Genomic DNA, 23,040 nt, shown 5'->3' on the forward strand with positions numbered 1-23,040 from the left:
TCAGCGGGTGGAGATCGCGCGGCGCACCGCGCTGGCGACCTGGCGCGAGGAGCGCCGGAGCGACTGCGGCACGCTGCTTCCACGCGGTCCGGTGAGGTTGATGGCGACTTTGACGTCGCGATTGCTTGAGGCGCCGGTGCCGGTCTCGATCCGCCCGGCCGAGGTCGGCACGAACATCTCGGGTCCGCGTTCGCCCACCACGTAGCCGCGCCCCGGCGAGACATTGCCGCCGGTGGCGCGGCCCGGTAGGCCGAGCAGGCCGGAGAACAGCCCCGACAGGCCTGACGTGGTGCCGGAACCCGTGGACGTGCCGCCGCCGAGCGAGCCGAACAGCCCCTGCATCGATTGGGCGGCGATGCCCGAAAGGGCGCTTGTCGCCACTCGCTTGAGATCGTCGAAGCCAAGGTTGCCGCGCTGGATCGCGCTGGTCAGGCCCTTTTCCAGCGCCTGTCCGGCCTGGGTGAAGCCGCCGACGAGATTGCCGTCGATGCTCGATCGCATCGTGGCGATATCGCGGGTGAAGCCATCGGTACTGGCTCGTACGTTCACCAGCAGGCTATCGATTTCATCGCTCATGATCGCGCTCCATCAGGGTTTCGAGCAAGGCCCGGTCGATTCCGGCGGGTTGGTCACCGCCGGACAGGCCGAGTGCGGCGGCGAGTTCGGCGGGAGTGGCATCCCAGAATTCCGGCGGTCGCCACCCCAGCGTCCGCGCCGCGAGAGCACAGAGCGCCAGCGCGGCATTCGCAAAATCGCAGTTCACGCGGTGCCCTTGAGGATCTGCCCGAGCAGCATGCGCAGCGGCGCGGCGCAGGCGGCGAGGCCCTGCGTCACCACGGCCTCACCCACCATATTGCGAGTCAGCCCTTCGCGGCGGGCGAGGCAGTGCCAGAACAGAGCGGCCAGTTCGGCAAGGCGAAGCTGGCCGGCGCCCGCCCGCTCGACGAGGGCGAAGAGCGGGCCGAGTTCGTCCTCGGCCGCGACCAGCGCGGTGAACGTGGGGCGCAGGAGATGCGCGGTGCCGCCGATCTCCAACGTGGCCTCGCCGCGCAGCGGGTTGACCTGAGTCATGCCGGGATGACCGAGCCCGAGCTTTCGAGCTGGATGGTGTAATTGCGCTCGCCATTGAAATCGCCGGCATAGTCGAGCCGCTGGACGAGGAACTTGCCGCGCAGGCGGTCGCCGTCCTCGAAGCTCAATTCGTAATCGTCGAGCGTGCCGGCCAGGGCATTGGCGCGGATTTTGGCCTCGGCGGCGCTGCCGAGGAAGATCCCCGCGGCGCTCACCGAAACCGAGCGGGCACCGGCACCCGAGAGCAGCTCGCGCCAGCCTCCGCTGTCCTTGCTGGTGATGACGACGGTGTCGCCGGTGACCGACATCTGCGTGGTGCGCAGGCCGGCGACGGTTTGATAGGCGGCGGGGGTGGCGCCATCGGAGATCTTGAGCAGGAAAGCGCTGCCGTTCTGGGCGGGCATGGTGTGGCTCCTTGTGGTGGGGCGGTGTTACGGGGGGCTTCGACAAGCTCAGCCTGAGCGGGGCGGGAGAGGGCTTAGACAGGCTCAGCCTGAGCGGACGGGGAGGGGCGCTTCCTGCCTCGTTCATGGAGGGGCCCACTGACTCCGCTCATCCTGAGCTTGTCGAAGGATCACCCCCAAGCTGTCGAAAAGAGTCAGCCCGCCAACAGGCGAAAACGATATTCGAGCAGGATCGCCCGGCGACTTTCACCACGCTGTTCGGCACGGGCGCGCAGGAACACGATGCTGACGACCTCGAAGTCCGGCTGATCGCGCGGCAGGCTTTCCACCCGCGCCTCGATGCCCGCGACAAGGCTGGCCGCCGTATCCGGCGTGTCGCCCCGACATTGCAGTTCGAGCGCCACGCGAACCTCGCGGCCCGGCGTGGTCTTGCAACTCCAGTCAGTGCTGGCGCTGGAAGCGATGGCCAGCCAGGGCAGACTGGTGCGCGAGGGCGCCTCCTCCACCACGGCGTTGAGTTCGGCGCCGAGCACGGGATCTGCGGCAAGCCAGTCGATCAGCGCGGCGCGCAGGGCGATTTCCATGGGCTATCCTTTCGCGAAAAGCGGCCAGACGAGATCGGCCCGGCGCCAGCGGCTCTCATCCTCGCGTGCGGTGAACTCCTGCGTTTCGGCGTGTGCGGCGGCCAGAGCGGCGGCGCGGGCGGTGAGGCGCTGGGCGAGGTCGTCGAAGGCCTTGTCGGCGTCGGCCGCGATCATCGGCGTGCTCATGCCAGCCGCATCCGGCGCCATGGCCGCCACAGTGCGGCGACGGAGGCGGGCGGCAAGGGTGCCGCGCCTGCACTCTCGCGCTCGCGATGCTGATGCGCGGCGAAGCGGATGATCCCGTGGCGCAGCGCGTTGGGCAGGCCGTCCCAATCGGCGGCGAGCCCGGCGGTGAAGCGCACGGCCACCCGCGTCGCGCCCGAAAGTATCGGCAGGCGTACGCAGCCGCTGCCATCGGCGCAGAGGTCGACTTCGTAGGTTCCGGCCGGCAGCGCAAAGCGAGTGCCATCGGCGTCGATGCTATCGACTGCGGTGATCGCCTGCACCGGACGGGTCGCAAGCGTGTTCCAGCCCGGACGGGCGGGCAGCACTTCCTCGCACTGCGCGGTGAAGGGTAGCTGTGCGGTAAAAGCCTCGAAGATGTCGAGCGCGCTGGCGAGCAGGCCCGAAAGCGGTGCGTCGTCGCGCGCGGTGGTCACGCCGAGCCACTGCTTGAGCTCGGCAAGCGCCGAGGAGGGCAGCACGGCCGGCGTAAGGATGACCCGGTTCATGGGCTACTCCGATCAGGATGGAATGGGGTGCAGGAGGCGGCGCGCTGCCGCCTCCTGCGAGAAAGCGGCGCGCCAGGGAGGGGCTCCCCCGACAAAGTCCGCTTTCATGAGGCCGCCTTCGTCAGGCCGAGATCTTGAGCAGCTTGATCGCGTCCGAATCGAGCACCTGCCCGCCGATCCGCTTCGTCGCGTAGAAGTTGACGAAGGGCTTGTTGGTATAGGGATCGCGCAGGATCGAGGTGGTGCTGCGTTCCGCGATCAGATAGCCCGCGCGGAAGTTCCCGAAGGCGATGGGGAAGGCACCGGCCGCCACATCGGGCATGTCCTCGGCTTCGACGACCGGATAGCCGAGCAGGCGGTTCGGCTGGCCGTCCATCAGGCCCGGCTGCCAGAGGAACGAGCCGTCCGCCGCCTTCAGCTTGCACACCACCGCCAGCGTGGCCGAGTTCATCACCCAGCTTGCGCCCTGCCGGTGACCGCCCTTGAGCGAATGGACAAGGTCGATCAGCTTGAGTTCGGGCGCGGTGTCGAAGCCGGTGGCATTGCCCGAAACCATGAACTGCAAGGTGCCGAACGGGCGCACCGCATCGGTGGTGGCGGCGCTCGGCGCGGCAAGGAAGCCCTTGGGCTGGTTGGTGCCGGTGCCGTTGATGAAGGCAGCGCCTTCGGCACGGGCGAATTCCATCGCGATCTCGTCCGCCAGCCACGACTGGATGTCGAACATGGCATCGTCGAGCATGGCCTGGCTGGCGGCCGGATTGGCATAGAGTTCGCCGGTGGGCGGGGCGATTTCGGCAAGGCTCGGCGTGGCGGTTTCGGGGCGCGTGGCGGTCTCGCTGACCCAGCCCGAGGCGGTGCCCCCGGTGTTGATGAGCTTGCGATAGCCTGCCGTGCCGGTCTGGACGACTTGCGCGATCGAGCGGATCGGGCTGATATTCTTGAGGCGGCTGGCGATCAGCGCATCGATCTCGCGCGGGACCGCATAGCCGCCGTCCGAGGCGACCATGCCCGACATCGACTTGAGTTCGGTCTCGCGGCCCATACGCAAGTAGCCGTCGACGAAGCCCTTCACTTCGATGCTGGCGGTGCTGGTTGCCCCTGCGATCAGCGGGCGGGCAGCGGCGCGGCTGACGCGGTCGAGCCGAGATTTCACATCCTCGACATCGCCGCGCAGGGCGTCGACGGCGGCATCGGTGGCGTCCTGACGGGCGACGAGATCGAACGAGGAGTCGAGTGCTTCAACCGGGGAAGTGGATTCCATGGGGCATTCACCTTTCGCGATGGTGCCGCCGGTGCGGCGGCGGAAAGCAGGAGAAATTGGGGAAGGTCAGGAAACGAGATGGACCCGCGCGCCGTGCTGCATCGGGTGAGTGACAAGGCTGACTTCGAACAGTTCGAGGTCGAGCAGGTCGCGGCCTTCGGCCCCCGTGCGGCTGGAAAGCGCGCGATAGCCGAACGACAGACCAGTCACGCTGCCGCGCCGGAGTGCGAGGCCCGCCGCGCCGTCGGGATTGTCGATCGCCGCGATGACGCGCAGGCCGCGTGCATCCTCGGCGGCGGTCTCGACCCAGCCCACGCGCAAGTCCGACCGGTGCTGCCAATAGAGTGGAAGCGGATCGCGGCGCTCCGCCAGCGTGCGGGCGAAAGCGCCGGGCCGGATCATGTCGCGCCCGGCGTCGCGGGTGTCGAACAGTGCGGCGTAGCCTGCGAAACGGAGGGGAAGGCGAGGTTGCTGGACCCGCTCATCCTGAGCTTGTCGAAGCCGCTCATCCTGAGCTTGTCGAAGCCGTTCATCCTGAGCTTGTCGAAGGATCATCGCAGCAGCCCCGTCGTGCCGCAGCGCACGGCAAGACCAAGCAGCAGCGCGGCCAGCACTGCGCGCACCATCCAGCCGATCGCGGCAGCCTGCGCGCTGGCCTTGGCGTCGCGCCAGGCCTGCAGCAGTTCGCGCAGTTCGGAGAGGTCTCCCGGCGCGGTGGCGTCATCGAGGCCGATGCGCATGAGCATGCGGCGCGCGCCGACCTCGCTCGCTTCCTCGACGATGGCGCGCAAAGTCACCAACTCGCTGCCTTCGGCGGCCGCCTGCGCCAGCAGACCGGCCAGCATGTCCTTTTGGTTCATGATTTGTTCTCCTGATCCTGGGACGTGGATGTGCGCTCGGGCAGGCCGAGCAGGGCGCGCTTCTCGGCGTCGTCGAGGAAATCGGCGGCGCTGACTTGCGCCCAGAGCCGCTCACGGTCCTCTGACAGCGCGGGCACCCGGTCGAGGTCGATGGCGAGCGCGGCATCGGGGAACCACGGCGAGAGACCCTCGCAAAGCGCGGCAAAGATCTTGCTCGCCAGCGGCAGCAGCGTCAGTCGCCAGAGCGCGCGGTTGGCCTCGCGGTAATTGGCGTAAGTGGCGTCGCCGGGCAGGCCGAGCAGCATCGGCGGCACGCCGAAGGCCAGCGCCACGTCGCGCGCGGCGGCGGCCTTGAGCGTGGCGAAGTCCATGTCGGCGGGTGTCAGCGCGATGGCCTGCCACTTCAGTCCGCCTTCCAGCAGCATCGGCCGCCCGGCATTGGTCGCGCCGGCATAAGCGTGGGTCAGTTCGGTCCTGAGGCGGTCGAACTGCTCGGTGGTCAGCGTGTTGCCGCCCTCCGCCTCGTAGACCAGCGCGCCGGAGGGGCGGGCGGCGTTTTCCAGAAGCTGGCGGTTCCACTGCGCGGCGGCATTGTGCGTGGCAATCGCCTCGTCGGCGGCGGCGAGGCAACCGGCGCCGTAATGGTCGTCCGCCGGGTGGAAATGGCGGATGTGAATCACATTGGGCGCGGCGTCCTCGTCCAGCAGCGGGATGGCGAGACGCTGTCCGGCGACGTCATAGGCGTATGCGGAGGGCCAGCCGTCCTCGCCGGCGACAATCGTCACGCGCTCGGGCCGCAGGGCGAACAGTTCGACGGGCCGACCGCGCGCGTCCTTGAGCACCTGCACATAGGCATTGCCGTGGAGCAGCAGGTGGCAGGCCAGCGTTTCCAGCAGCGACTGGCCGGCGCTGGTCTCGCTCACGAGGGCGAGCAGCTTCGGGTCAGCCAGCTTGAGCGGCGCGCCGCCGATCCCCTCGGCCACAAGACGCACGGCGCGCTGGGCCACGGGGTTTTCGAGATAGGCGCGGCGCACGGCCGAACTGTATTCGAAAGGAGCACGCCCGCCGCCGCAGTCGGCGAAGAACCATGGCGAAGCCGGCCCTCGCGCCAGGGGCACGCGGGTACTCTCGCCCTTGAAGGCGGCGACGAGCGTTTCGATGAAGGACACTAGGGGTTCCTTTCAATGGGTGTCTGGTGGAGCGGTTGAGGCCGCTGAATGGGGTCAGGCGGAGGCGCGGAGACGCGGAGAAGAGAAGTGAGATTTGGCGCGCAAAGGCGCGAAGGCGCAAAGGTGTCGTTCTGCGCCGCAGGCGCCCGTATCCCGGAAATGCTGCGGCAATCGCACGGTAAACAAATGAAAGCGGCTTCGCCGCAAACGCGACACCTTTGCGCCTTCGCGCCTTTGCGCGAACTCTCTGTTTGTTCTTCTCCGCGTCTCCGCGCCTCCGCGCGAACCGATCTCTTCAGGGCAACCTGACTTGCGGGTCCGACGCCTTGCCCAGCATCAGCTCGTGCAAAGCCCAGACCAGCGCATCGGCACGGTCAGGCGAGCGCCCCGGACCTTGGTACGAACCACCGGAAACAAGACCGCACATCTCGTCCTCCAGCGCCGGAAACAGCCCGGCATGACGCACCCGCCCGGCCTCGTAGAGCGCGGCGACCGGCTCGGCGCGGGCGACTTTGCCCCGGCTGGCGTGAACCAGCCGCAGCGGCAGTGAAATCTCCGCCGCCCGCAGGACCGAGGCGACCATGGCCCCACCCTGATTGGCTTCCGCCACCACCCGGTCGGCACGCCAGGCCGCCGCCGCTTGCGCCACGGCGCGGGCCCAGCGCTCGGGTCCGGCCTTTTCGACCGAGGCGTCGGCAAGCACATGCGCGATACCCTCGCCGGAAAGCCCGACGACAACGATCCCGCAGGCATCGCCGCCCGCTGAAGCCGGCGGATCGACGCCGACAACCACCCGCCCGCATTCCGGCGCGGAATCCTCGCGGCATTGCTCCAGCAGCGCGCGGCTCCAGAGCGCGCCCTCGATGTCGGCGATCAGTTCGCCGTCGATCTCCTGCCGCCCGAGCAGGCTCTGCCCGAACGACCGGCGCATCGCGGCAAGGAAACGCGCGGGCAAGTTGGCGGCATTGTCGAACGTGCTCCCCCGCGTCACGATCACATCGCCAGATGCCGCTTCGGCCATGAGCCGCATGACCAGCGGCATGCTGCGCGGCGTGGTCGTGGCAACCACACGCGGATCGCGGCCCAAACGCAGGCCCATGAGCAGGTTGTCCCAACTCGAAAGGGCCCGCTGCGCCGCATTGTCCCACTTGGCGATCTCGTCGCACCAGGCGTGGCTATGCTGCGGGCCGCGCAGCGATTCGGGCTCGGCCGCCGAATAGAGCGTGGCCTGCGCCCCGTTCGGCCATGTCAGCCGCCGCAGCGAAGGCTCGAACCGGGGCCGCCGCCATGGCGCGCCCACCGAGAGCAGCCCGCTCTCGCCTTCGACCATGACCGCGCGCGCCTCGCCCAGATTGGCGGCGACGAGCGCGATCTGCGCGCCGGGATCCGCCTCGGCAATGCTGCGCACCCATTCGGCGCCGCAGCGGGTCTTGCCGAAGCCGCGCCCGGCCATGACCAGCCAGACCCGCCAGTCGCCTGCCGGGGCAAGTTGCGAGGGACGTGCCCAGACCGCCCAGTCCCAGCGCCATTCGCGGCGCTCGGACCGGTCGAGCCGGGCCATGAAGCCCTCGATCTCGTCGTCCCCGGCTTCGGCCAGCCATTGCAGCGGATCGGCCTCAGCCATTGTCCGCGCCCTCCTGTTCGGCACTGCGGCGCGCGGTGACTTGCTCGCGCAGTTGCGTCAGCTTGGCCTGGATCGAGGCCCGCACCGCGCCCAGATCCTCATCCTCGCGCATGGCCCTTTCGCGCGCCACGGTCTCGCGATGGAGGCCGAGCAGGCGCAGGGCATTGGCATTGTCGAACTTCACTTCGCCGTCCTTCGGCTCGCCGAAGCGCAGGCGGTGGAGCAGTTCAAGCTCAAGGTTTTCATAGCCTTCGAGCAGCGCACCGCGCCATTCGCGGGCAAAATCGGGTTCCAGCCTGCGCACCTTGTAAGGACGGCTGGGGTGGACACCGGCCGTGGCGGCCGCGGCACTGACATTCGAGGTTTCGGCCAGCGCGGCGAGAAATTCGGCGCGCCAGTGGCGGTTGGACTTGTCCTCACCCTTGGCGAGGGCGGCGCTGATCTTCGTCCGGCGCTTGCCCAAGGCAGCACCGGACGCAGCCCTTGTCGGCTCGACCATCTGGGACATCCCTGCTGTTGACGGAAAATCGCGCGTTCCGTTGTCGCCCTGGCGACTCGAAACTTTGCGATGTTCCTGATATGTACCAATCTGGCGTAACGCTGTCAATAAGAAATAACCAAATAGGTTATCGCTTGCCGCATGACGGCACCCCCACTAAGCACGCGGCACGATTTGCCGGAGAATTCGATGCTGCGCCGCCTTTACGACTGGACCATGGCCAAGGCCGCGCACCGCCACGCCGAATGGTGGCTGGCGCTGTTCGCCTTCATGGAAGCCAGTTTCTTCCCGGTGCCGCCGCATCCGCTGCTGGGCCTGATGTGCCTGGCCGAACCGAAGAAGGCGATTCGCTTCGCGCTGATCGCCACGGTGGGCTCGGTCGCGGGCGGCTTGCTCGGCTATGCCATCGGCCACTTCGCCTATGCAGCCTTCGGCGAAACGCTGCTGCGCGCGTTGGGCCTTGCGGCCAGCTTCCCCAAGGCGGCCTGCTATCTGCGCGAATATGGCGCAGAGATCATCATCGTAAAGGGCGCCACGCCGATCCCGTTCAAGCTGCTGACGATCACGGCGGGCTTCATCGGCATGAACCTGCTGGTCTTCCTCGGCGCCTCGGTAATCTCGCGCTCGATCAGCTTCCTGATCGTGGGCGTGCTGTTCCGCCTGTTCGGCGCGCCGATCAAGGCGGTGATCGACAAGCATCTCGGCAAAGTGACGGCGGCTTTCGTAGTGGCGGTGGTCGCCGGTTTCCTCGCGGTCTCGTTCCTCGGCGGCGGCAGCAAGCAGACCAGCCAGAAGTGCGACATGATCGCGGCTGCGAACAAGGCCTGATCGGCTTTATCGGGTTCGGGATTCTCGGCTAACCTCGCGCGGAACTAAGGCCTGCGCGAGGGAGAAACGCCGTGACCGACCCTGCTTCACGGTTGACCGAACTGGTCGATCGTCATGACATCCATCAGGTCATGCTGCGCTATGCGCGCGGGCTGGACCGGCTCGACAACGCGCTGGTCCGCTCGTGCTACTGGGACGACGCGATCGAGGATCACGGCCATTTCGTTGGCACGCCGGGCGATTTCATTCCCTGGGCCGACGGCACCACCCTGCGCTTCGCGGCGACGCAGCACGCGATCCTCAACCATTTTTGCGACTTGCAGGGCGACGAGGCCTTTTGCGAGACCTACTACCACTTCTCCGGCGTCGCGGCGGATGGGCCGCATTTCATGTCGACCGGGCGCTATGTCGATCATTTCCGGAAGCGGGACGGCGAATGGCGGATCGCCAATCGGGTGACCATCGTCGAAGGCGTCTACGACGTGCCCCGCGCGGCCTTCGCACCCGACCCGGCGAGCGCCTATACCGCCGAGGCGCCGTGTCAGGCCCGTCGGGACCGGAACGATGTGAGCTATCACCGGCCGCCGGTTCCGCGCCGTCCTGCCGGGTGATGGAAGATTTCGCGCGGAGGCGCGGAGACGCGGAGAAGAACAAGATCAGGATCACGCAGAGACGCAGAGGCGCAGAGATGTCGTGTCTGCGGCGAAGCCGCTTTTTCTATCGACCTCGCCACTTGCTGGGGGTCGGGGTGACAGAAATATGCCTGCGGCGCAGGCAGACATCTCTGCGTCTCTGCGTGCACCATCTCACTTTTCTTCTCCGCGTCTCCGCGCCTCCGCGCGAAACTCTCAAGCCCTATGTTTGCAGGGACTTCAAAGTGACTCCTTTTGCATCGATACTCACTGCCGGCAGCTAACAGCCGTAAGGAGTCGTCATGTCGAAGATCGCCGTTGTCGTCGGAAGCCTGCGAGCCGAATCCTTCAACCGCCAGTTTGCCAAGGCGCTGGTCCGCCTGCCGGCAGGCGCCGGCCATGAATTTACGTTTGCGGATATCGGCTCGCTGCCGCTCTACGATCAGGACCACGACGGCGATCAGGCCGAATCGGTCAAGGCGCTGAAGGCACTGATCAAGGGCTCGGACGGCGTGATCTTCGTGACGCCGGAATATAACCGCTCGATCCCCGGCGTGCTCAAGAACGCCATCGACAACGCCTCGCGCCCTTATGGCCAGAACGCCTGGGCCGGAAAGCCGGCGGGCGTGATCGGCGTTTCGATCGGCGCGATCGGCTCGGCGCTGGCGCAACAGCACTTGCGCAATGTGCTCGCCTACCTCGACATGCCCACCCTCGGCGCGCCCGAGGCCTTCATCCAGTGGAAGGACGGCCTCGTGACGGCGGACGGCACGATCGGCGAACAGTCCGCAGGCTTCGTGAGTAGCTGGCTTGAAGCATTCCTCAAGCTGGTGGATCGCCACAAGGACTGACGATCCCTTCGGGTGAGTGCCCCGTCAGGCCGCGCTCACCCGGAACAGGTCTCCATCGCTGTCGAGAATATAGAGCGTCCCTTCGGCATCCAGCGCGAAGCCGATCGGGTGATCGATGGTGCCCACATCGGGCTTGAAGTCTTCGTTTCGCACTTCAAGCGCGCTGGACTGGACGGTGGTTCCGGCGACGAACTTTGCCAGCGGGATCGACCAGATCCGACCGTCCGCATCGGCGAAGACGTACTGATTGGCGATTCCGGGGATCGAGCCCGTGTAGGCAATTCCGCCGACAATGCCGCGACTCTGCCGCTTATCCGAACCAAGCGGGATTGACAGCGAAGGCATGACAAGTCCCGATAATGCAGCGCCGCCCGCATTCACTTCCTGCGTGCCCTCATAGAAGGGCCAGCCGAAGTTCAGGCTTGTAAGCGAGGCGGTGAGCGAGAGTTCGTCGAACACGCTGCCGCCGCGATCGGAGACGGCAAGTCTCCCGTCGGGCAGCGTTGTCACTCCCGAAGGGGCGTGCAGGCCGTTGCCAACGGTATTGCGCAAATACAGATCCGGGGGAACGCTCGCCCCGGCATAGGGATCGGGGTTTACCACGAAGCGGATAAGCTTGCCCGCGTTCGAGGAAGAGGACTGGGCCAGAGTGCCGGCCGGATCGCCGATGGCCACGAAGGCCGCACCATCCGGACCTGTTCCGATGGCTACACTCGTGCCGTTGGAAATATCGGCGAGATCGCCATAGGACGGTGAATACCAGCAGCTTACACAGGCCACCGACGCGCGGCCCGATTGCGCAGTGAGAGCATAGAGCGACTTGCTGGCTCCGGATGCAGCCGCGCGCGTCAATCCAAGCAGCGTCAATCCCGGAACCGGAGCGCTGACGCTGTTCTTGAAGACGTAATATTGAGACGCGGCACCAGTGGTGCCGTTGATCTTCAGGATCTCGTTTGCTTTCAGGGCGACGGCGATATCGGAGCCCGAACCGAGGCTTGCGATGCCGACCGGATCGACAAGGCCCGTGGCGACGCGTTTGACCGTGATACCTTCACGGTCGTTGGTCACGGTGATCGCGAGGGCGAGCGTGCTGTCCAGCTTGCCGTCGCTGGCCTTGAGCGTCACTTCGTAGACATTGTCGCCATTGGCGTCGCCCGGAAGGTCATAGTTGGGCGGCTGGACGAAGGACAGCGCGCCACCCGCCCCGAGCGTGAAGGCGGCCGCATCGGCGCCGCCTGCGATGGAATAGGTTACGCTGTCGCCTTGGGCGTCGTTGGCGCTGGCCGTATAAGCGGTTCCGGCGGTGTTTTCGACGACGCTGGCAGTACCGGCCGACGTGAATGTCGGCGCGGTGTTCGTGGTGGCACTGCCGCCGCTGCTGCCCCCACTATCGCTGCCGCCACCGCAGGCACTCAGCATCAAAGTGAGCGCAATTGCCGTTGCAGCGCTTCGGCCCGCCCAGCCGAAACCAGTTTGAAAGCGCATTGTCGTCATTCCCCAAGTCGCATCGCAGGATGACTAAGCTTTTGCGAATCCAAGGCAAGTGGAAGCACGACATGTCAGAATTTTAACGCGCGGCCTCGGATGCAGCCTTTTGAGGACAAAGAAAAGCCCGGGCACAGCGAAGCAAAACGCCGCGCCATGCCCGGGCCCTAGCCCGACTTGCTCAGGAGCGTGTCAGCCGAGAATGCCGGCCGTCTTGCCCGCGCGGGTGAACATGCCGATGATCTGCTGGACCTGCTCGGCCGAGTGTTCGGCGCAGAGCGAGCAGCGCAGCAGCGTCATGTTGGCAGGGGTTGCCGGCGGACGCGCGAGGTTCACGTAGAGGCCCTCGTGCAGCAGCGCTTCCCACATCATCGCGCCGCGTTCGAGGTCGGGCATGATGACCGCGATGATCGCGCTCTGCGGCTCCTCGGTGCCGAGCTGGAAGCCGGCATCGGTCAGGCCCTTGTGCAGGACCTTGGAGTTTTCCCAAAGGTGCGCGCGCTTGTCGGCCGCGTGCATCAGCTTGCGCACCGAAGTCGCGGCGGTGGCGACGACGCTGGGCGGCAGGCTGGCGGTGAAGACGTAGGGACGGCAGACCAGGCGCATGATCTCGAACTTCGAGTGGTTCGAAACGCAGAAGCCGCCGACGGTGCCGACCGACTTGGAGAACGTGCCGATCACGAAGTCCACGTCGTCAAGGCAGCCCTGATCCTCGGCCACGCCGCGCCCGTTGGGCCCGATGAAGCCCATCGAGTGCGCTTCGTCCACCAGCACCATGGCGCCGTACTTCTTGGCGACCGCGATCATCTCCTTGAGCGGGGCGATATCGCCCAGCATCGAGTAGACGCCTTCCAACACGACCAGCTTGCCCGCGCCCTCGGGGATGCGGCGCAGGCGCTTTTCCATGGCCTCGATATCGTTGTGCTTGAACGGCACGACTTCGGCATCGCCCATCTTGCAGCCGTCCCAGATCGAGGCGTGGCTGTCGATGTCGAGGACGATGTAATCGCCCTTGCCGGCGATGGTCGAGATGATGCCGAGGTTGGCCTGATACCCGGTCGAGAACACCATGGCGTGCTTCATGCCGTAGAAATCGCATAGCGCTTCCTCGACCGCCTTGTGCCCGGCGTAAGTCCCGTTGAGGACTCGGCTGCCGGTGGTGCCGGCGCCGAAGTCGTCCAGCGCCTGCTTGCCGGCCGCGATCACGTCCGGATCGAAGGTCATGCCCATGTAGTTGTAGGTGCCGAGCAGGATCGTCTCGCGACCGTTGCACAAGGCGACGGTGGGCGAGATCACCTTTTCCATGACGAGGCCGAAGGGATCGGTCACGCCGGTGGAGAGCAGGCCCTGGCGCATCTCGATCAGGGGATCGAACTTGCTGAACAGGTCGGTGTGCGCCTGCGTTTCGTTTTCACTGAGCATGTCGGTCATCGCGGAATCCTTCAGCCGTTAAGCTTGACCACGGCGTCGACGAGCTGGCCGTAGTTTTCGATCTCGGCCTGCTGGTTCATCGAGATGATGATGTCGAATTCGTCCTCGATCGCGGCGACGAAGTCCATGACGGTCAGGCTGTCGAACTCGAGGTCGTCGGTGAAGCGGGTCGCGTCGGCGATCTCGACGCCCTTCTTGTTGAAGGGTTCGATCAGCGCGGCGATGCGGGCCGAGGTCTCTGCGCGGTCCATGGTCATTTCAACTCCGGTAATTTCGGGCGGCGCTCTGGCCGACAATTGCGGCGCAAAAGCGGCGCCGGGGGGTAAAGTCAAGCTTGGCGGGACTGGCAGTGTGGCGGACTTGCATCACACCAGCGCCCGCACGGCCTGCATGAACGGGCCGATCGACACCGGCTTGGCGAGATATCCTTCGGCCCCGGCCTCGCGGATGCGTTCCTCGTCGCCCTTGCCGGCATAGGCAGTGACGGCAAGCACCGGGATTGTCCGCAGCACGGTATCCTTCTTGGCGGCCTCGATCAGGTCGAGCCCGGAGACATTGGGCAGCTGAATATCCATGATGACGAGGTTCGGCACGAATTCCCGCGCCCGTTCGAGCGCGTCCAGCCCGTCTGCCACGGGTTCCACGGAATAGCCCTGACTCCGAAGCACGTCGCAAAAGAGCTTCCGGTTGAGGTCGTTGTCCTCGACAACAAGGATTCGCTTTGCCATTCCGCGCCTGAACCCCATCTTGCGGCAGAGTACCGCTCCAAGATGCGTACCGCTCTAGGACAGGCAAGCGAGGCTGACAATTCTCGGAAGTTCACCTTCCTCACCGCAGGACCCACAGGCGCTGGCGCTGACCGCGCTCGGCTGGGTCCTGACCGATGGCGACCGCGCCTCGCGTTTCCTTGCATTGACGGGGCTGACGCCCGATCATCTGCGCGCCTCGCTGGGGGAGATCGGCACGCTGACGGCGGTGCTCGATTTTCTGTGCGCGCATGAGCGGGATCTTGTCGCGGCGGCCGAAGCGCTGGATGTAAGGCCCGAGGAACTGGCAGCCGCGCGCGAAAGGATCGGCCGATGACCCGCCCGCTGCTCATCACCGATTGCGACGAAGTGCTGCTCTACATGGTCTCGCACTTCCGCGACTGGCTGGCCGAGGACGAAGGCGTGTCGTTCGACATGTCGCGTGGTGATTTTTCCAGCGCGATGCGCCGCACCGTCGATGGCGAAGTGCTGGCGCAGGCCGAGATGTGGTCGCTGCTCAACAAGTTCTTCGACGGCCAGATGCATCGCCAGACGGCGGTAGAGGGCGCGGTCGAGGCGATTCGGGCGATTTCCGAACAGGCCGACGTCGTCGTGCTCACCAACCTCATGGATTTCCGGCAGGAGGCACGCCAGCGCCAGTTGGCCGATCACGGCATCGACCTCAGGGTCTTTACCAACCAGGGGCCGAAGGGGCCGGCGCTCAAGGCGATCCTTGAGGAATATGCGCCCAGCCGCGCGGTCTTCGTGGACGATCTGGCCCAGCACCATGGCTCGGCCGCCGAAGTGACGCCGGGAATCGGCCGCCTCCACCTTTGCGCCGAGCCGCTGCTGGCGCCGCATATCGCCTGCGCCCATGCGGCCGGGCACGCGCACGCCCGTATCGACGACTGGCAGCGTGCCGCGCCCTGGCTGCTCGACTGGCTTACCCGGCCCGACACCGACCACAACCAAAACCACGCCCCATCAAACCGACAGGGAACTGCTTCACGATGACCGAGATCGAAACCCGTCTTGCCGACCTGGGCCTGATCCTGCCCGAGCCTGCCGCCCCCGTTGCGGCCTATGTGCCGGTGGTGATCGCAGGCGGCCTTGCCCATGTCTCGGGCCAGCTTCCTTTCGTCGAGGGCAAGCTCGTCACCGGCCGTCTGGGAGAGGACGTCACCCTTGAAGACGGTATCGAGGCGGCGCAGGCCTGTGCGGTGATGATCCTGGCCCAGCTCAAGGCCGCGCTCGGCTCGCTCGACCGGATCGAGCGCGTGGTCAAGCTGGGCGCCTTCATCAATTCGACCGGCGACTTCACCGATCAGCCCAAGGTTGCCAATGGCGCTTCGGAACTGATGGTCGCAGTCTTCGGCGAGGCCGGTAGGCATGCCCGCAGCGCGGTCGGCGTGCCGGTTCTGCCGCTGGGCGCTGCCGTCGAAGTCGACGCGATCGTGTCTCTTCGTGCTGCTCGCCTCGATTGATCGATGGCTGGCGCCGCCCCCCGACCCCAAGCGGGTCGGGTGGGTCGGCGCGCATGACTTTGCGCACCGGGGCCTGCATGACGCGGGTGTCCCGGAGAATTCGCTTGCCGCTTTCGAGGCTGCCCTGCGCGGCGGTTTCGGCATCGAACTCGATGTGCAGCGGGCGAGCGACGGAACCGCGGTGGTGTTCCATGACGACGTTCTCGACCGCCTGACCGGGGAGAGCGGCCCGGTTTCCCGGCGCAGCGCCGCGCAACTGGCGACGATTCGCCTGACCGGCAGCGAACAGACGATTCCCAGCCTGCGCCGCGTGCTCGACACTGTCGCCGGGCGCGTGCCGGTGCTGATCGAGGTGAAGTCGGGGCTGGGGACGCGGGTTACCGCGCTGTGCCTGGCGGTGCGCCGCGTGCTCGAAGGCTATGCTGGCGATCATGCGGTGATGAGCTTCGATCCGCGCGTCCTGCACTGGTTCCGCGTTCACTCGCCGCACACGGTGCGCGGGCTGGTCGTCAGCGAGGGCGAGGATCGCGCCTTGCCCGGCACGATTCGCCGTCACCTCTCGCTGTGGAAGGGGCGGCCGGACTTTCTCGCCTACGACGTGCGCGACTTGCCCAGTCGCTTCGCACGCGGCCAGCGCGAGCGCGGGCTGCCCGTGGCGAGCTGGACGATCCGCACCGACCAGCAGCAGGAACGCGTACGGCTCCACGCCGATGCCGCGATCTTCGAACAGGATGGTGAGCCGGCGGCATGAGCGAAGGCGAATTCACGGCCCGGATCAACGGCGGCGTGGACACGCTGCCCGCCGCCGAATGGGATGCGCTGGGTCACCACGGCAATCCCTTCGTCAGCCATGCGTTTCTGGCCGCGATGGAGGCTTCGGGCAGTGTCGGCGGGCATAGCGGCTGGACGCCGGTGCCGATCACCATCGAGGGCCCTGACGGGCGGCTGGCGGCGGCGCTCCCGGCCTATCTCAAGGAGCATAGCCAGGGCGAATATGTGTTCGACCATGCCTGGGCCGATGCCTGGCACCACGCGGGCGGGGCCTATTATCCCAAGCTCCAGATTTCGGTCCCGTTCACACCCGCGACCGGCCCGCGCCTGCTGACGCCGCATCCCGAACTGATGCTGCCGCTGCTGCGCGCGGCCGAAACGCTGTGCCGTGAGAACGGCCTGTCCTCCGCCCACGCGACGTTCATCGAACCCGCGCAGGTCCCCGTGTTCGAGGCTGCCGGATGGCTGCTGCGCGAGGATATCCAGTTTCACTGGGAAAACCGCGACTACACAAGCTTCGACGAATTCCTCGGCGCGTTGTCCTCGCGTAAGCGCAAGGATATCCGCAAGGAGCGCGAGAAAGCGCAGGAGGGCGTCGAGATCCGCGCGCTCACCGGCGCCGATCTGGGCGAGGAGCACTGGGACGCCTTCTGGGGCTTCTACCAGGACACCGGCGCCCGCAAGTGGGGGCACCCCTATCTCACGCGTGAGGCGTTTTCGCTGCTGGGCCAGACCATGGCGGACCGGATCCTGCTGGTCCTGGCCTATGCCGACGGGCGGCCGATTGCCGGCGCGCTCAATTTCATCGGCAGCGAGGCGCTCTATGGGCGCTATTGGGGCGCGCTGGTCGACAAGCCCTTCCTGCACTTCGAGCTGTGTTACTATCAGGCCATCGACGCGGCTATCGCGCTGGGCCTGTCCCGCGTCGAGGCCGGGGCGCAGGGCGGCCACAAGCTCGCGCGCGGCTATGAGCCGGTGCGCACGGTGTCGGCGCACTACATCGTGCATGCCGGGCTACGCGAGGCGATTGCCGACTATCTCGAACAGGAGCGGGCGGGAATCGCGCAGGACCAGATCTGGCTGGGCGACCGCACCCCGTTCCGCAAAACCTGAGAGGAAAATTCCCTCTCAGTCACAAGAACTTGCCGTTCAGGCCGCCTTGCGCGTGCTGGCGGCCAGCCACTGCCGGGCGCGGCGCTGGGCTTCGGCGATTTCGCGTGCGGTCATCTCATCGGCGATTTCGGCGCGGCATCCGGAGGCGTCCTCGTGGCCGGCAACGGCGGCGAGGTTGAACCACTTATGCGCCTCGATCAGATCGCAGGGAATGCCCTGGCTGCCGGTCGAGTAGGCGACGCCGAGATCGAAGTAAGCGGAAAAGTCCCCCTGCGCCGCAGCGGCAAGGCGATCGGCCATCAGCAGGCCTTCGGCATTGATGTCGGCCTCACACGCGGTGATGCCCTGAACATTGATCCAGACCGTTTCCATCGTCTGCTTCCCCCCAATTGTCAGGCCCCTGACGTCCGATCGTTTCAGTGACCTTTCGATAGACGCAAGCTGACGTATTCGTGGTCAACAAAGCGTTAACGATAAATCGAAAATCTTGACTGGCGCGGCGTGCCGCCAATTCGTCGCCCAATTCGCAGGGATGCCGAACGGGCGTTCCGTACTTTTTGTGGACGGTCTTGGTTATGACCTTGTGTAGGCCGATGGGCGGCCCTATAGGCCCCGCACCACGGTTTGCCGGGAGGTCACTGGAAAAATCCGGGGCCGCAGGGCGTAGGCGAGCCGGGGGGATTCGTGCGGAGATTCTCTGGATGGCAACGGCCCTAGCTGACGAAATTGATGTCCTCGCCAAGGCCAAGCGCTTGCTTGGCGGTTCTTATGTTCCCGCTGAGAACGAGCCTTACATGTGCGAGGCTCAGCAGGATTACTTCCGGCGATTGCTGCTGGCCTGGAAAAAATCGATCCTTGATGCTTCTGCCGGTACGCTGGCCCAGCTTCAGGACGGTCCGATCCGGGAGCCCGACCTCAACGATCGCGCATCGAGCGAGACCGATTGGGGAATCGAGCTGCGCACCCGCGATCGCCAGCGCAAGCTGATCGCCAAGATCGATTCGGCACTGCGCCGGATCGAGGAAGGTGAATACGGTTATTGCGAAGTGACGGGCGAACCGATTGGCCTCGGACGCCTTGAAGCACGCCCGATCGCCACGATGACGGTTGAAGCGCAAGAGGCACACGAGCGCCGCGAGAAAGTTTCGCGCGACGATTGATGCGCCAAATCGGGCGGCCCGATGCGCGTCCGGCGCAGCGGGCCACCTGTTTATCTGCTTGGTCGCGCCGTTTCTCGTCGCTGTTCCCATCGACCCATGTCCACATTTTAACCGTGCTCCGGCGCGGCAGCGGCCATATGGATGGGGGCATTAAGGCTTTCTTGGTGACTGCCCCCTAGAACCCAGGGGCAATCGTGTTAGGTTTGTCGGGTATTTGCGCCCGTCCTGCCGTGCACGGCCCGACGGACGCCTCGAATTCCGGACGAGAGTACATGAGCGAAGGTGAGAATCGACAGATCGCACGCGACAGCCTGTTCCTGATGGCTGACCTGCGCGTCGACGGACTGGACGGCGAATGCCGGATCAAGGTTCGCAATCTCTCTGCCGGGGGCATGATGGGCGAAGGCGCGGTTCGCGTCGTTCGCGGTTCGGCAGTCAAGGTCAATATCCGCAATATCGGCTGGGTTCCCGGCGCGATCGCCTGGGTTCAGGACAACCGTTTCGGCGTTGCTTTCGGCACCGAGATCGATCCCAAGCTGGCGCGCGTAACGGTCGGCGCGGCCGAGGATGCCACGCCGCGCTTCGTGCGCACGCATGAGGCACTCTACTCCCCCGATACCGCCGCCATGCGCAAGATCTGAGCCGTTCGGCCCGCATCGTTGCTGCGGGAAGCAGGGCGGATGTCCCTCGGGGCGTGCTTTTTCCCGGGCAAGGGCGCAGCAGCCATTTGCGACCCTGCCGAAATCGACTAGTCCGAACCCCATGAGCGTTTCGCGCAAAGGCTTCCCCGCGTTCGGCCTTCTGGCTGCGCTGGCGCTTGCCGGTTGCGGATCGTCGAGCAATTCAGCGCTGAACGTGGCGGTCGTCGGCAAACCGGGCGATCCCTTCGAGACCGGCTTGCAGCTTCCCCTCGCCGGCCAGCTCACCCGTGCATCGACCACCGAAGGTCTGGTCTCGTTCGACGAGAAAGGCCGCGTCATCCCGGCGCTGGCCGACCGCTGGATCGTGACCGATGACGGCCTGAGCTACATTTTCCGCCTGCGTGACGGCAATTGGCTGACCGGCGACCCGCTTTCCGCCGCATCGGCCAAGCACGCGCTCGATTCGGCGCTGGAGGCGCTCAAGGATACGCCGCTCGCGCTCGATCTGTCGGCCATCGACGAAACGCGGGCGATGGCGGGGCGAGTCATCGAAATCCGGCTGGCCCGGCCGATGCCGTACCTGTTGCAGCTTCTTGCCCAGCCCGAACTCGGCCTTGTGCACAAGGAGCGCGGGGCGGGCCCGATGCGGCTGGAGCGCGAGCAGTTCCTCGCGCGGATGGTCCCCATCGATCCTTCGCACCTTGGCCTGCCGGCCATCGAGAACTGGGCGCGGCGCACGCGCCATGTCAACTTGCGGGCGCTGGATGGACCGGGCGCGGTCACCGCCTTCAACGACGGCGATGTCGACATCGTCATGGGCGGGGAAGTTCAGGATTTCCCGCTCACCCGCTCGGTCGGGATCCTGCGTGGGACGATCCAGCTCGATCCCGTCGTCGGCCTGTTCGGGCTTCAGGTGATGAACGATCGCGGATTTCTGGCCGATCCGTCCAACCGCGAGGCGATTGCCATGGCGATCGACCGCGACGCCCTGATCGCGCCGTTCGGGCTTGGCGGCTGGACCGCAACGACCCGCATGGTCACGCCCAGCCTCGACGGCGACCTTGGCACTATTGGCGAGCGCTGGGGCAATCAGTCGATCGACGAACGTCGCGCTGTGGCGGCGGGCAGGGTCCGGCATTGGGAATCCAGCTCGGGGGAAGCCAGCTCGCCGGTAATCGCACCGGCCCCGGCGGAACCGTCGCGGTCGGCGCGCAAGATCTTCCAGCATGCGCCCAAGGCTCCGACGCCGGCCGATCTTGCCGAACAGGCGCCGCGTCTTGCGATCTGGCTCCCCGTGGGTCAGGGCGCGGACACGCTGTTCGACAAGCTTGCCGGAGACATGGCCACGATCGGCATTCGTCTGGTGCGCGTGGGCGATCAGGCTTCGGCCGACCTCGCGCTGGTTGACGATGTCGCGCGTTATCCGCGCGCCGCGTGGTTCCTCAATCGTCTGTCGTGCCATGCCCGGCGGGGCCTTTGCTCGGCCGATGCGGACGCGCGCGCGGCCGAGGCGGCGGTTGCCCAAAGCCCGCAGGACCGCGCGGCGCTGCTGGCCGAAGCGGAGGCCGAACTGACCGCCGCGAATGTGTTCATTCCCTTCGGCACGCCGATCCGCTGGTCCCTGGTGCGCGGCAGCGTCGATGGCTTCGCGCCCAACACCTGGGGTTGGCACCCCTTGATGCCGCTCTCCTGGCTGCCCAAATAAGCAGGACGGCAATCGTGCCGTTCGAGGAGATTGGCGACTTTGGCGACTGGACAGGCTTCTGCCCGCCGCATGGATATGGACCTTCCGCTGGGGTCCGATCCGGTTTCGATCAGCCGCCGCGTGGAGATGATGGAGCGCGTGCTCGAAGGCGCGTTCACGCTTCCCGGCATTCGCCGCAAGGTCGGTCTTGATGCGGTCATGGGGCTTGTGCCCGTGGCTGGAGACGTCGTTTCCGCGCTGCTGGGCATGTATATCGTCTGGGAGGGACGCAATCTCGGCATGTCGAAATGGCAGCTTGCGCGCATGAGCGCCAACGTCGGCATTGACGCACTGCTCGGGGCGATTCCCGTGGCGGGCGACCTGTTCGACTTCGTGTTCCGCTCGAACAGCCGCAACCTGAAGCTCATCCGCAAGCATATCGCGAAGAATCATCCGCATGCGCAAGTGATCGAGGGGTGACGAGAGTCCCGCTCTGGTTGCCGGCACTGGTGTTGCCGCTGGCGGCGTGTGGGTCCTCGGCCCCCGTTCCCGCACCGGTCACTTCGGATGAGGCGCGCGCTCTGGATCAGGCGGCGGAAATGCTGGATTCGCGGCCGTCCGAAGCGCCTTCGGAAGCGGCTGCGACGGCCGAGCCTTAAGCGTGCCGCTTTGACCTCAATCCCGCTGACTTTCGCCTCCCCCTCAGGCTGAGCCCGTCGAAGCCACATGTGGCGAGGTGCGAGGTTGCTATCCTTCGACAAGCTCAGGATGAGCGGGGGCGGGGAAATGGGCGACCAGACACCTGCCTCAGCGAAGTGCCGCAATCGCTTCCGTCGACATTCTCCTCCCGCTCAGGCTGAGCCTGTCGAAGCCCCATGCGGCGCGAGGTTGCCTATCCTTCGACAAGCTCAGGATGAGCGGGGGATGGGGAAATGGCGAAGCGCCTAGTCGAAGCTGACTTTGCCGCGCCCGGCCTTGACCGATCCGCGCAGCTTCTTGCCCTTCAGGCGCTGCTCCTTGCCCACGCGGTTGAGGCGGCTCTTGGCGCGCTTTTCGGGCAGTTTGTGCGCATCGCGCAGCATTTCGGCGAGCCGCTCGCGCGCGTCGGCGCGGTTGGCTTCCTGCGTGCGGAAGCGGCGGGCGGTGAACATCAGTTCCCCGCCCGAGGTCATCCGGCTACCCGCCAGTTCCTTCAGCCGCGCGAACACCGGCGGAGCCAGACGCAGCGCGTAGACGTTGAGCCGCAACTGAACCGCCGTCGCCACTTTGTTGACGTTCTGGCCGCCCGGCCCGGAGGCGGCGATGAAGCTCTCGCTCGCCAAGGCCTGCGCGCGACCGACGGTCTCTTCAACCTCGCTCATTCATCGCTGAAGCCGAGCGCGGCGAAGTCCGCCGGCAGCGGTGCCACGGCCACGACCGGTTCCTTGTCGCCGCGCGGCACGGTGAGGCCTGCCGCGTGGAGCATGGTGCGCGGCGCGCCCTTGCTGGAACCGTAAACCGGATCGCCCAGCAGCGGGTGGCCAAGGCCCGAAGCGGCATGGACGCGGATCTGGTGCGTGCGGCCGGTCTCGGGGCGGAATTCGACCAGCGTGAGGCCGTTCCGCTCGTCCAGCTTGCGCCAGTGGGTGACGGCAGGCTTGCCCTTTTTGGCCGGGATCATGCGCCAGCCGTCCTTGGCCGTGCTCACCTTGGAGAGGTTGAGCGCGATCGTGCCTTCCTCTTCGCTAAGCGTCCCGGCAATGATCCCGAGGTAGCGCTTCTTGACCGTCTTCTCCTCGAACGCGGCGGAGAAGCGCTTCAGCGCCTTGGGATTGCGGGCCAGCAGGAGGCAGCCCGAGGTATCGCGGTCAAGCCGGTGCACCGGCATCGGCAGGCGCTGGAAGCCGAGCGTCAGCTCATCGAGCCGGTCTTCGAGGCTGGGACCGCCGGCGCGCGGGCGGTCGAGCGGAAGGCCGCCGGGCTTGTCGATGACCAGCGCCTCGCCGTCCTCGAAGAGGATTTCCAGTTCCAT

General features: G+C 66.3%; 32 protein-coding genes. 12 read left to right on the forward strand and 20 right to left on the reverse strand.

All coding sequences use genetic code 11. The features are described from left to right. The 13 genes from EDF56_RS17355 to EDF56_RS17415 form a co-directional block, all read right to left on the reverse strand. Positions 1–576, reverse strand: a complete 576-nt coding sequence (locus tag EDF56_RS17355) for a tail tape measure protein (protein ID WP_132389761.1) — start codon at positions 574–576, stop codon at positions 1–3. After that, positions 566–763: a phage tail assembly chaperone gene (locus EDF56_RS17360; protein ID WP_132389763.1), complete on the reverse strand. Its 198-nt coding sequence runs from the start codon at positions 761–763 to the stop codon at positions 566–568. The genes EDF56_RS17355 and EDF56_RS17360 overlap by 11 nt, the downstream gene beginning before the upstream one ends. Then, positions 760–1,071: a gene transfer agent family protein gene (locus EDF56_RS17365; protein WP_132389765.1), complete on the reverse strand. Its 312-nt coding sequence runs from the start codon at positions 1,069–1,071 to the stop codon at positions 760–762. Before EDF56_RS17365 ends, EDF56_RS17360 begins: the two co-directional genes overlap by 4 nt. Continuing rightward, positions 1,068–1,475 (reverse strand): phage major tail protein, TP901-1 family, encoded by a 408-nt coding sequence (locus EDF56_RS17370; protein ID WP_132389767.1) that lies wholly within the window; start codon positions 1,473–1,475, stop codon positions 1,068–1,070. The genes EDF56_RS17365 and EDF56_RS17370 overlap by 4 nt, the downstream gene beginning before the upstream one ends. A gap of 194 nt (positions 1,476–1,669) precedes the next feature. After that, positions 1,670–2,059 (reverse strand): DUF3168 domain-containing protein, encoded by a 390-nt coding sequence (locus EDF56_RS17375; RefSeq protein WP_132389769.1) that lies wholly within the window; start codon positions 2,057–2,059, stop codon positions 1,670–1,672. Between the two features lie 3 nt (positions 2,060–2,062). Continuing rightward, the gene (locus tag EDF56_RS17380; protein WP_132389771.1) at positions 2,063–2,245 is read right to left on the reverse strand and encodes a hypothetical protein; all 183 of its coding nucleotides are present in this window, start codon (positions 2,243–2,245) and stop codon (positions 2,063–2,065) included. Further along, positions 2,242–2,790 carry a hypothetical protein gene (locus tag EDF56_RS17385; RefSeq protein ID WP_132389773.1) on the reverse strand — a complete coding sequence of 183 codons (549 nt, stop codon included), beginning with the start codon at positions 2,788–2,790 and terminating at the stop codon, positions 2,242–2,244. Before EDF56_RS17385 ends, EDF56_RS17380 begins: the two co-directional genes overlap by 4 nt. A gap of 121 nt (positions 2,791–2,911) precedes the next feature. Next, positions 2,912–4,051, reverse strand: a complete 1,140-nt coding sequence (locus EDF56_RS17390) for a phage major capsid protein (RefSeq protein ID WP_132389775.1) — start codon at positions 4,049–4,051, stop codon at positions 2,912–2,914. A 66-nt stretch (positions 4,052–4,117) separates the two neighbouring features. After that, the gene (locus EDF56_RS17395; protein WP_243652703.1) at positions 4,118–4,453 is read right to left on the reverse strand and encodes an HK97 family phage prohead protease; all 336 of its coding nucleotides are present in this window, start codon (positions 4,451–4,453) and stop codon (positions 4,118–4,120) included. Positions 4,454–4,602: 149 nt separating this feature from the next. Next, on the reverse strand, positions 4,603–4,911 hold the full coding sequence (locus tag EDF56_RS17400) for a DUF6127 family protein (RefSeq protein ID WP_132389779.1): 309 nt from the start codon (positions 4,909–4,911) through the stop codon (positions 4,603–4,605). Next, positions 4,908–6,080 carry a phage portal protein gene (locus EDF56_RS17405; RefSeq protein ID WP_132389781.1) on the reverse strand — a complete coding sequence of 391 codons (1,173 nt, stop codon included), beginning with the start codon at positions 6,078–6,080 and terminating at the stop codon, positions 4,908–4,910. The genes EDF56_RS17400 and EDF56_RS17405 overlap by 4 nt, the downstream gene beginning before the upstream one ends. A gap of 295 nt (positions 6,081–6,375) precedes the next feature. After that, positions 6,376–7,704 carry a terminase family protein gene (locus tag EDF56_RS17410; protein ID WP_132389783.1) on the reverse strand — a complete coding sequence of 443 codons (1,329 nt, stop codon included), beginning with the start codon at positions 7,702–7,704 and terminating at the stop codon, positions 6,376–6,378. After that, positions 7,697–8,203, reverse strand: a complete 507-nt coding sequence (locus EDF56_RS17415; RefSeq protein ID WP_132389785.1) for a hypothetical protein — start codon at positions 8,201–8,203, stop codon at positions 7,697–7,699. Before EDF56_RS17415 ends, EDF56_RS17410 begins: the two co-directional genes overlap by 8 nt. A 189-nt stretch (positions 8,204–8,392) precedes the next feature. Here EDF56_RS17415 and EDF56_RS17420 point away from each other — a divergent pair, with 189 nt between their 5' ends. The 3 genes from EDF56_RS17420 (at position 8,393) to EDF56_RS17430 (ending at position 10,514) form a co-directional block, all read left to right on the forward strand. After that, positions 8,393–9,031: a YqaA family protein gene (locus EDF56_RS17420; RefSeq protein ID WP_132389787.1), complete on the forward strand. Its 639-nt coding sequence runs from the start codon at positions 8,393–8,395 to the stop codon at positions 9,029–9,031. 71 nt (positions 9,032–9,102) lie between these two features. Further along, complete coding sequence (locus EDF56_RS17425) at positions 9,103–9,642, forward strand: nuclear transport factor 2 family protein (protein WP_132389789.1); 540 nt, start codon at positions 9,103–9,105, stop codon at positions 9,640–9,642. Positions 9,643–9,965: 323 nt separating this feature from the next. Then, positions 9,966–10,514 carry an NAD(P)H-dependent oxidoreductase gene (locus EDF56_RS17430; RefSeq protein ID WP_132389791.1) on the forward strand — a complete coding sequence of 183 codons (549 nt, stop codon included), beginning with the start codon at positions 9,966–9,968 and terminating at the stop codon, positions 10,512–10,514. Between the two features lie 24 nt (positions 10,515–10,538). On the opposite strand, the gene EDF56_RS17435 is transcribed toward EDF56_RS17430, so the two are convergent. From EDF56_RS17435 to EDF56_RS17450, 4 genes are all read right to left on the reverse strand, one after another. Next, positions 10,539–11,999 carry a PQQ-dependent sugar dehydrogenase gene (locus EDF56_RS17435; RefSeq protein ID WP_165912233.1) on the reverse strand — a complete coding sequence of 487 codons (1,461 nt, stop codon included), beginning with the start codon at positions 11,997–11,999 and terminating at the stop codon, positions 10,539–10,541. 192 nt (positions 12,000–12,191) lie between these two features. Then, positions 12,192–13,430, reverse strand: coding sequence for an aminotransferase class I/II-fold pyridoxal phosphate-dependent enzyme (locus EDF56_RS17440; RefSeq protein WP_132389795.1), 1,239 nt, complete (start codon positions 13,428–13,430; stop codon positions 12,192–12,194). Between the two features lie 11 nt (positions 13,431–13,441). Continuing rightward, positions 13,442–13,681 (reverse strand): acyl carrier protein, encoded by a 240-nt coding sequence (locus tag EDF56_RS17445; RefSeq protein WP_132390550.1) that lies wholly within the window; start codon positions 13,679–13,681, stop codon positions 13,442–13,444. A gap of 114 nt (positions 13,682–13,795) precedes the next feature. After that, the gene (locus EDF56_RS17450) at positions 13,796–14,158 is read right to left on the reverse strand and encodes a response regulator (RefSeq protein WP_132389797.1); all 363 of its coding nucleotides are present in this window, start codon (positions 14,156–14,158) and stop codon (positions 13,796–13,798) included. Positions 14,159–14,237: 79 nt separating this feature from the next. Here EDF56_RS17450 and EDF56_RS17455 point away from each other — a divergent pair, with 79 nt between their 5' ends. Genes EDF56_RS17455 through EDF56_RS17475 form a run of 5 tightly spaced genes read left to right on the forward strand, consistent with a single transcriptional unit; the run spans position 14,238 to position 17,544 of the window. Beyond that, positions 14,238–14,513: a DUF3572 domain-containing protein gene (locus tag EDF56_RS17455; RefSeq protein ID WP_279389721.1), complete on the forward strand. Its 276-nt coding sequence runs from the start codon at positions 14,238–14,240 to the stop codon at positions 14,511–14,513. After that, positions 14,510–15,190: an HAD family hydrolase gene (locus EDF56_RS17460; RefSeq protein ID WP_132389801.1), complete on the forward strand. Its 681-nt coding sequence runs from the start codon at positions 14,510–14,512 to the stop codon at positions 15,188–15,190. Before EDF56_RS17455 ends, EDF56_RS17460 begins: the two co-directional genes overlap by 4 nt. Further along, a complete protein-coding gene (locus EDF56_RS17465; RefSeq protein WP_132389803.1) occupies positions 15,187–15,660 on the forward strand; it encodes a RidA family protein in 474 nt (157 codons plus the stop codon). Before EDF56_RS17460 ends, EDF56_RS17465 begins: the two co-directional genes overlap by 4 nt. Then, complete coding sequence (locus EDF56_RS17470; protein WP_132389805.1) at positions 15,641–16,411, forward strand: glycerophosphodiester phosphodiesterase family protein; 771 nt, start codon at positions 15,641–15,643, stop codon at positions 16,409–16,411. Before EDF56_RS17465 ends, EDF56_RS17470 begins: the two co-directional genes overlap by 20 nt. Next, entirely contained in the window at positions 16,408–17,544 is a 1,137-nt protein-coding gene (locus EDF56_RS17475; RefSeq protein ID WP_132389807.1) for a GNAT family N-acetyltransferase, read from the forward strand. The genes EDF56_RS17470 and EDF56_RS17475 overlap by 4 nt, the downstream gene beginning before the upstream one ends. Before the next feature lie 36 nt (positions 17,545–17,580). Here EDF56_RS17475 and EDF56_RS17480 read toward each other — a convergent pair whose 3' ends face one another. Continuing rightward, positions 17,581–17,916 (reverse strand): sel1 repeat family protein, encoded by a 336-nt coding sequence (locus EDF56_RS17480; RefSeq protein ID WP_132389809.1) that lies wholly within the window; start codon positions 17,914–17,916, stop codon positions 17,581–17,583. 329 nt (positions 17,917–18,245) lie between these two features. Here EDF56_RS17480 and dksA point away from each other — a divergent pair, with 329 nt between their 5' ends. The 4 genes from dksA to EDF56_RS17500 all read left to right on the forward strand — a co-directional run bounded on the left by dksA (position 18,246) and on the right by EDF56_RS17500 (position 21,509). After that, the gene (dksA, locus tag EDF56_RS17485; protein WP_132389811.1) at positions 18,246–18,704 is read left to right on the forward strand and encodes an RNA polymerase-binding protein DksA; all 459 of its coding nucleotides are present in this window, start codon (positions 18,246–18,248) and stop codon (positions 18,702–18,704) included. Positions 18,705–18,976: 272 nt separating this feature from the next. Beyond that, positions 18,977–19,345 (forward strand): PilZ domain-containing protein, encoded by a 369-nt coding sequence (locus EDF56_RS17490; RefSeq protein ID WP_132389813.1) that lies wholly within the window; start codon positions 18,977–18,979, stop codon positions 19,343–19,345. A gap of 121 nt (positions 19,346–19,466) precedes the next feature. Continuing rightward, a complete protein-coding gene (locus tag EDF56_RS17495; RefSeq protein WP_132389815.1) occupies positions 19,467–21,050 on the forward strand; it encodes an ABC transporter substrate-binding protein in 1,584 nt (527 codons plus the stop codon). A 69-nt stretch (positions 21,051–21,119) separates the two neighbouring features. After that, on the forward strand, positions 21,120–21,509 hold the full coding sequence (locus EDF56_RS17500) for a DUF4112 domain-containing protein (RefSeq protein WP_132389817.1): 390 nt from the start codon (positions 21,120–21,122) through the stop codon (positions 21,507–21,509). 464 nt (positions 21,510–21,973) lie between these two features. On the opposite strand, the gene arfB is transcribed toward EDF56_RS17500, so the two are convergent. Further along, positions 21,974–22,390, reverse strand: coding sequence for an alternative ribosome rescue aminoacyl-tRNA hydrolase ArfB (gene arfB, locus EDF56_RS17510; protein WP_132389821.1), 417 nt, complete (start codon positions 22,388–22,390; stop codon positions 21,974–21,976). Further along, positions 22,387–23,040, reverse strand: coding sequence for an RNA pseudouridine synthase (locus EDF56_RS17515; RefSeq protein ID WP_132389823.1), 654 nt, complete (start codon positions 23,038–23,040; stop codon positions 22,387–22,389). Before EDF56_RS17515 ends, arfB begins: the two co-directional genes overlap by 4 nt.

It is taken from the genome of Novosphingobium sp. PhB165 (assembly GCF_004341845.1).
Classification (GTDB): Bacteria; Pseudomonadota; Alphaproteobacteria; order Sphingomonadales; family Sphingomonadaceae; genus Novosphingobium.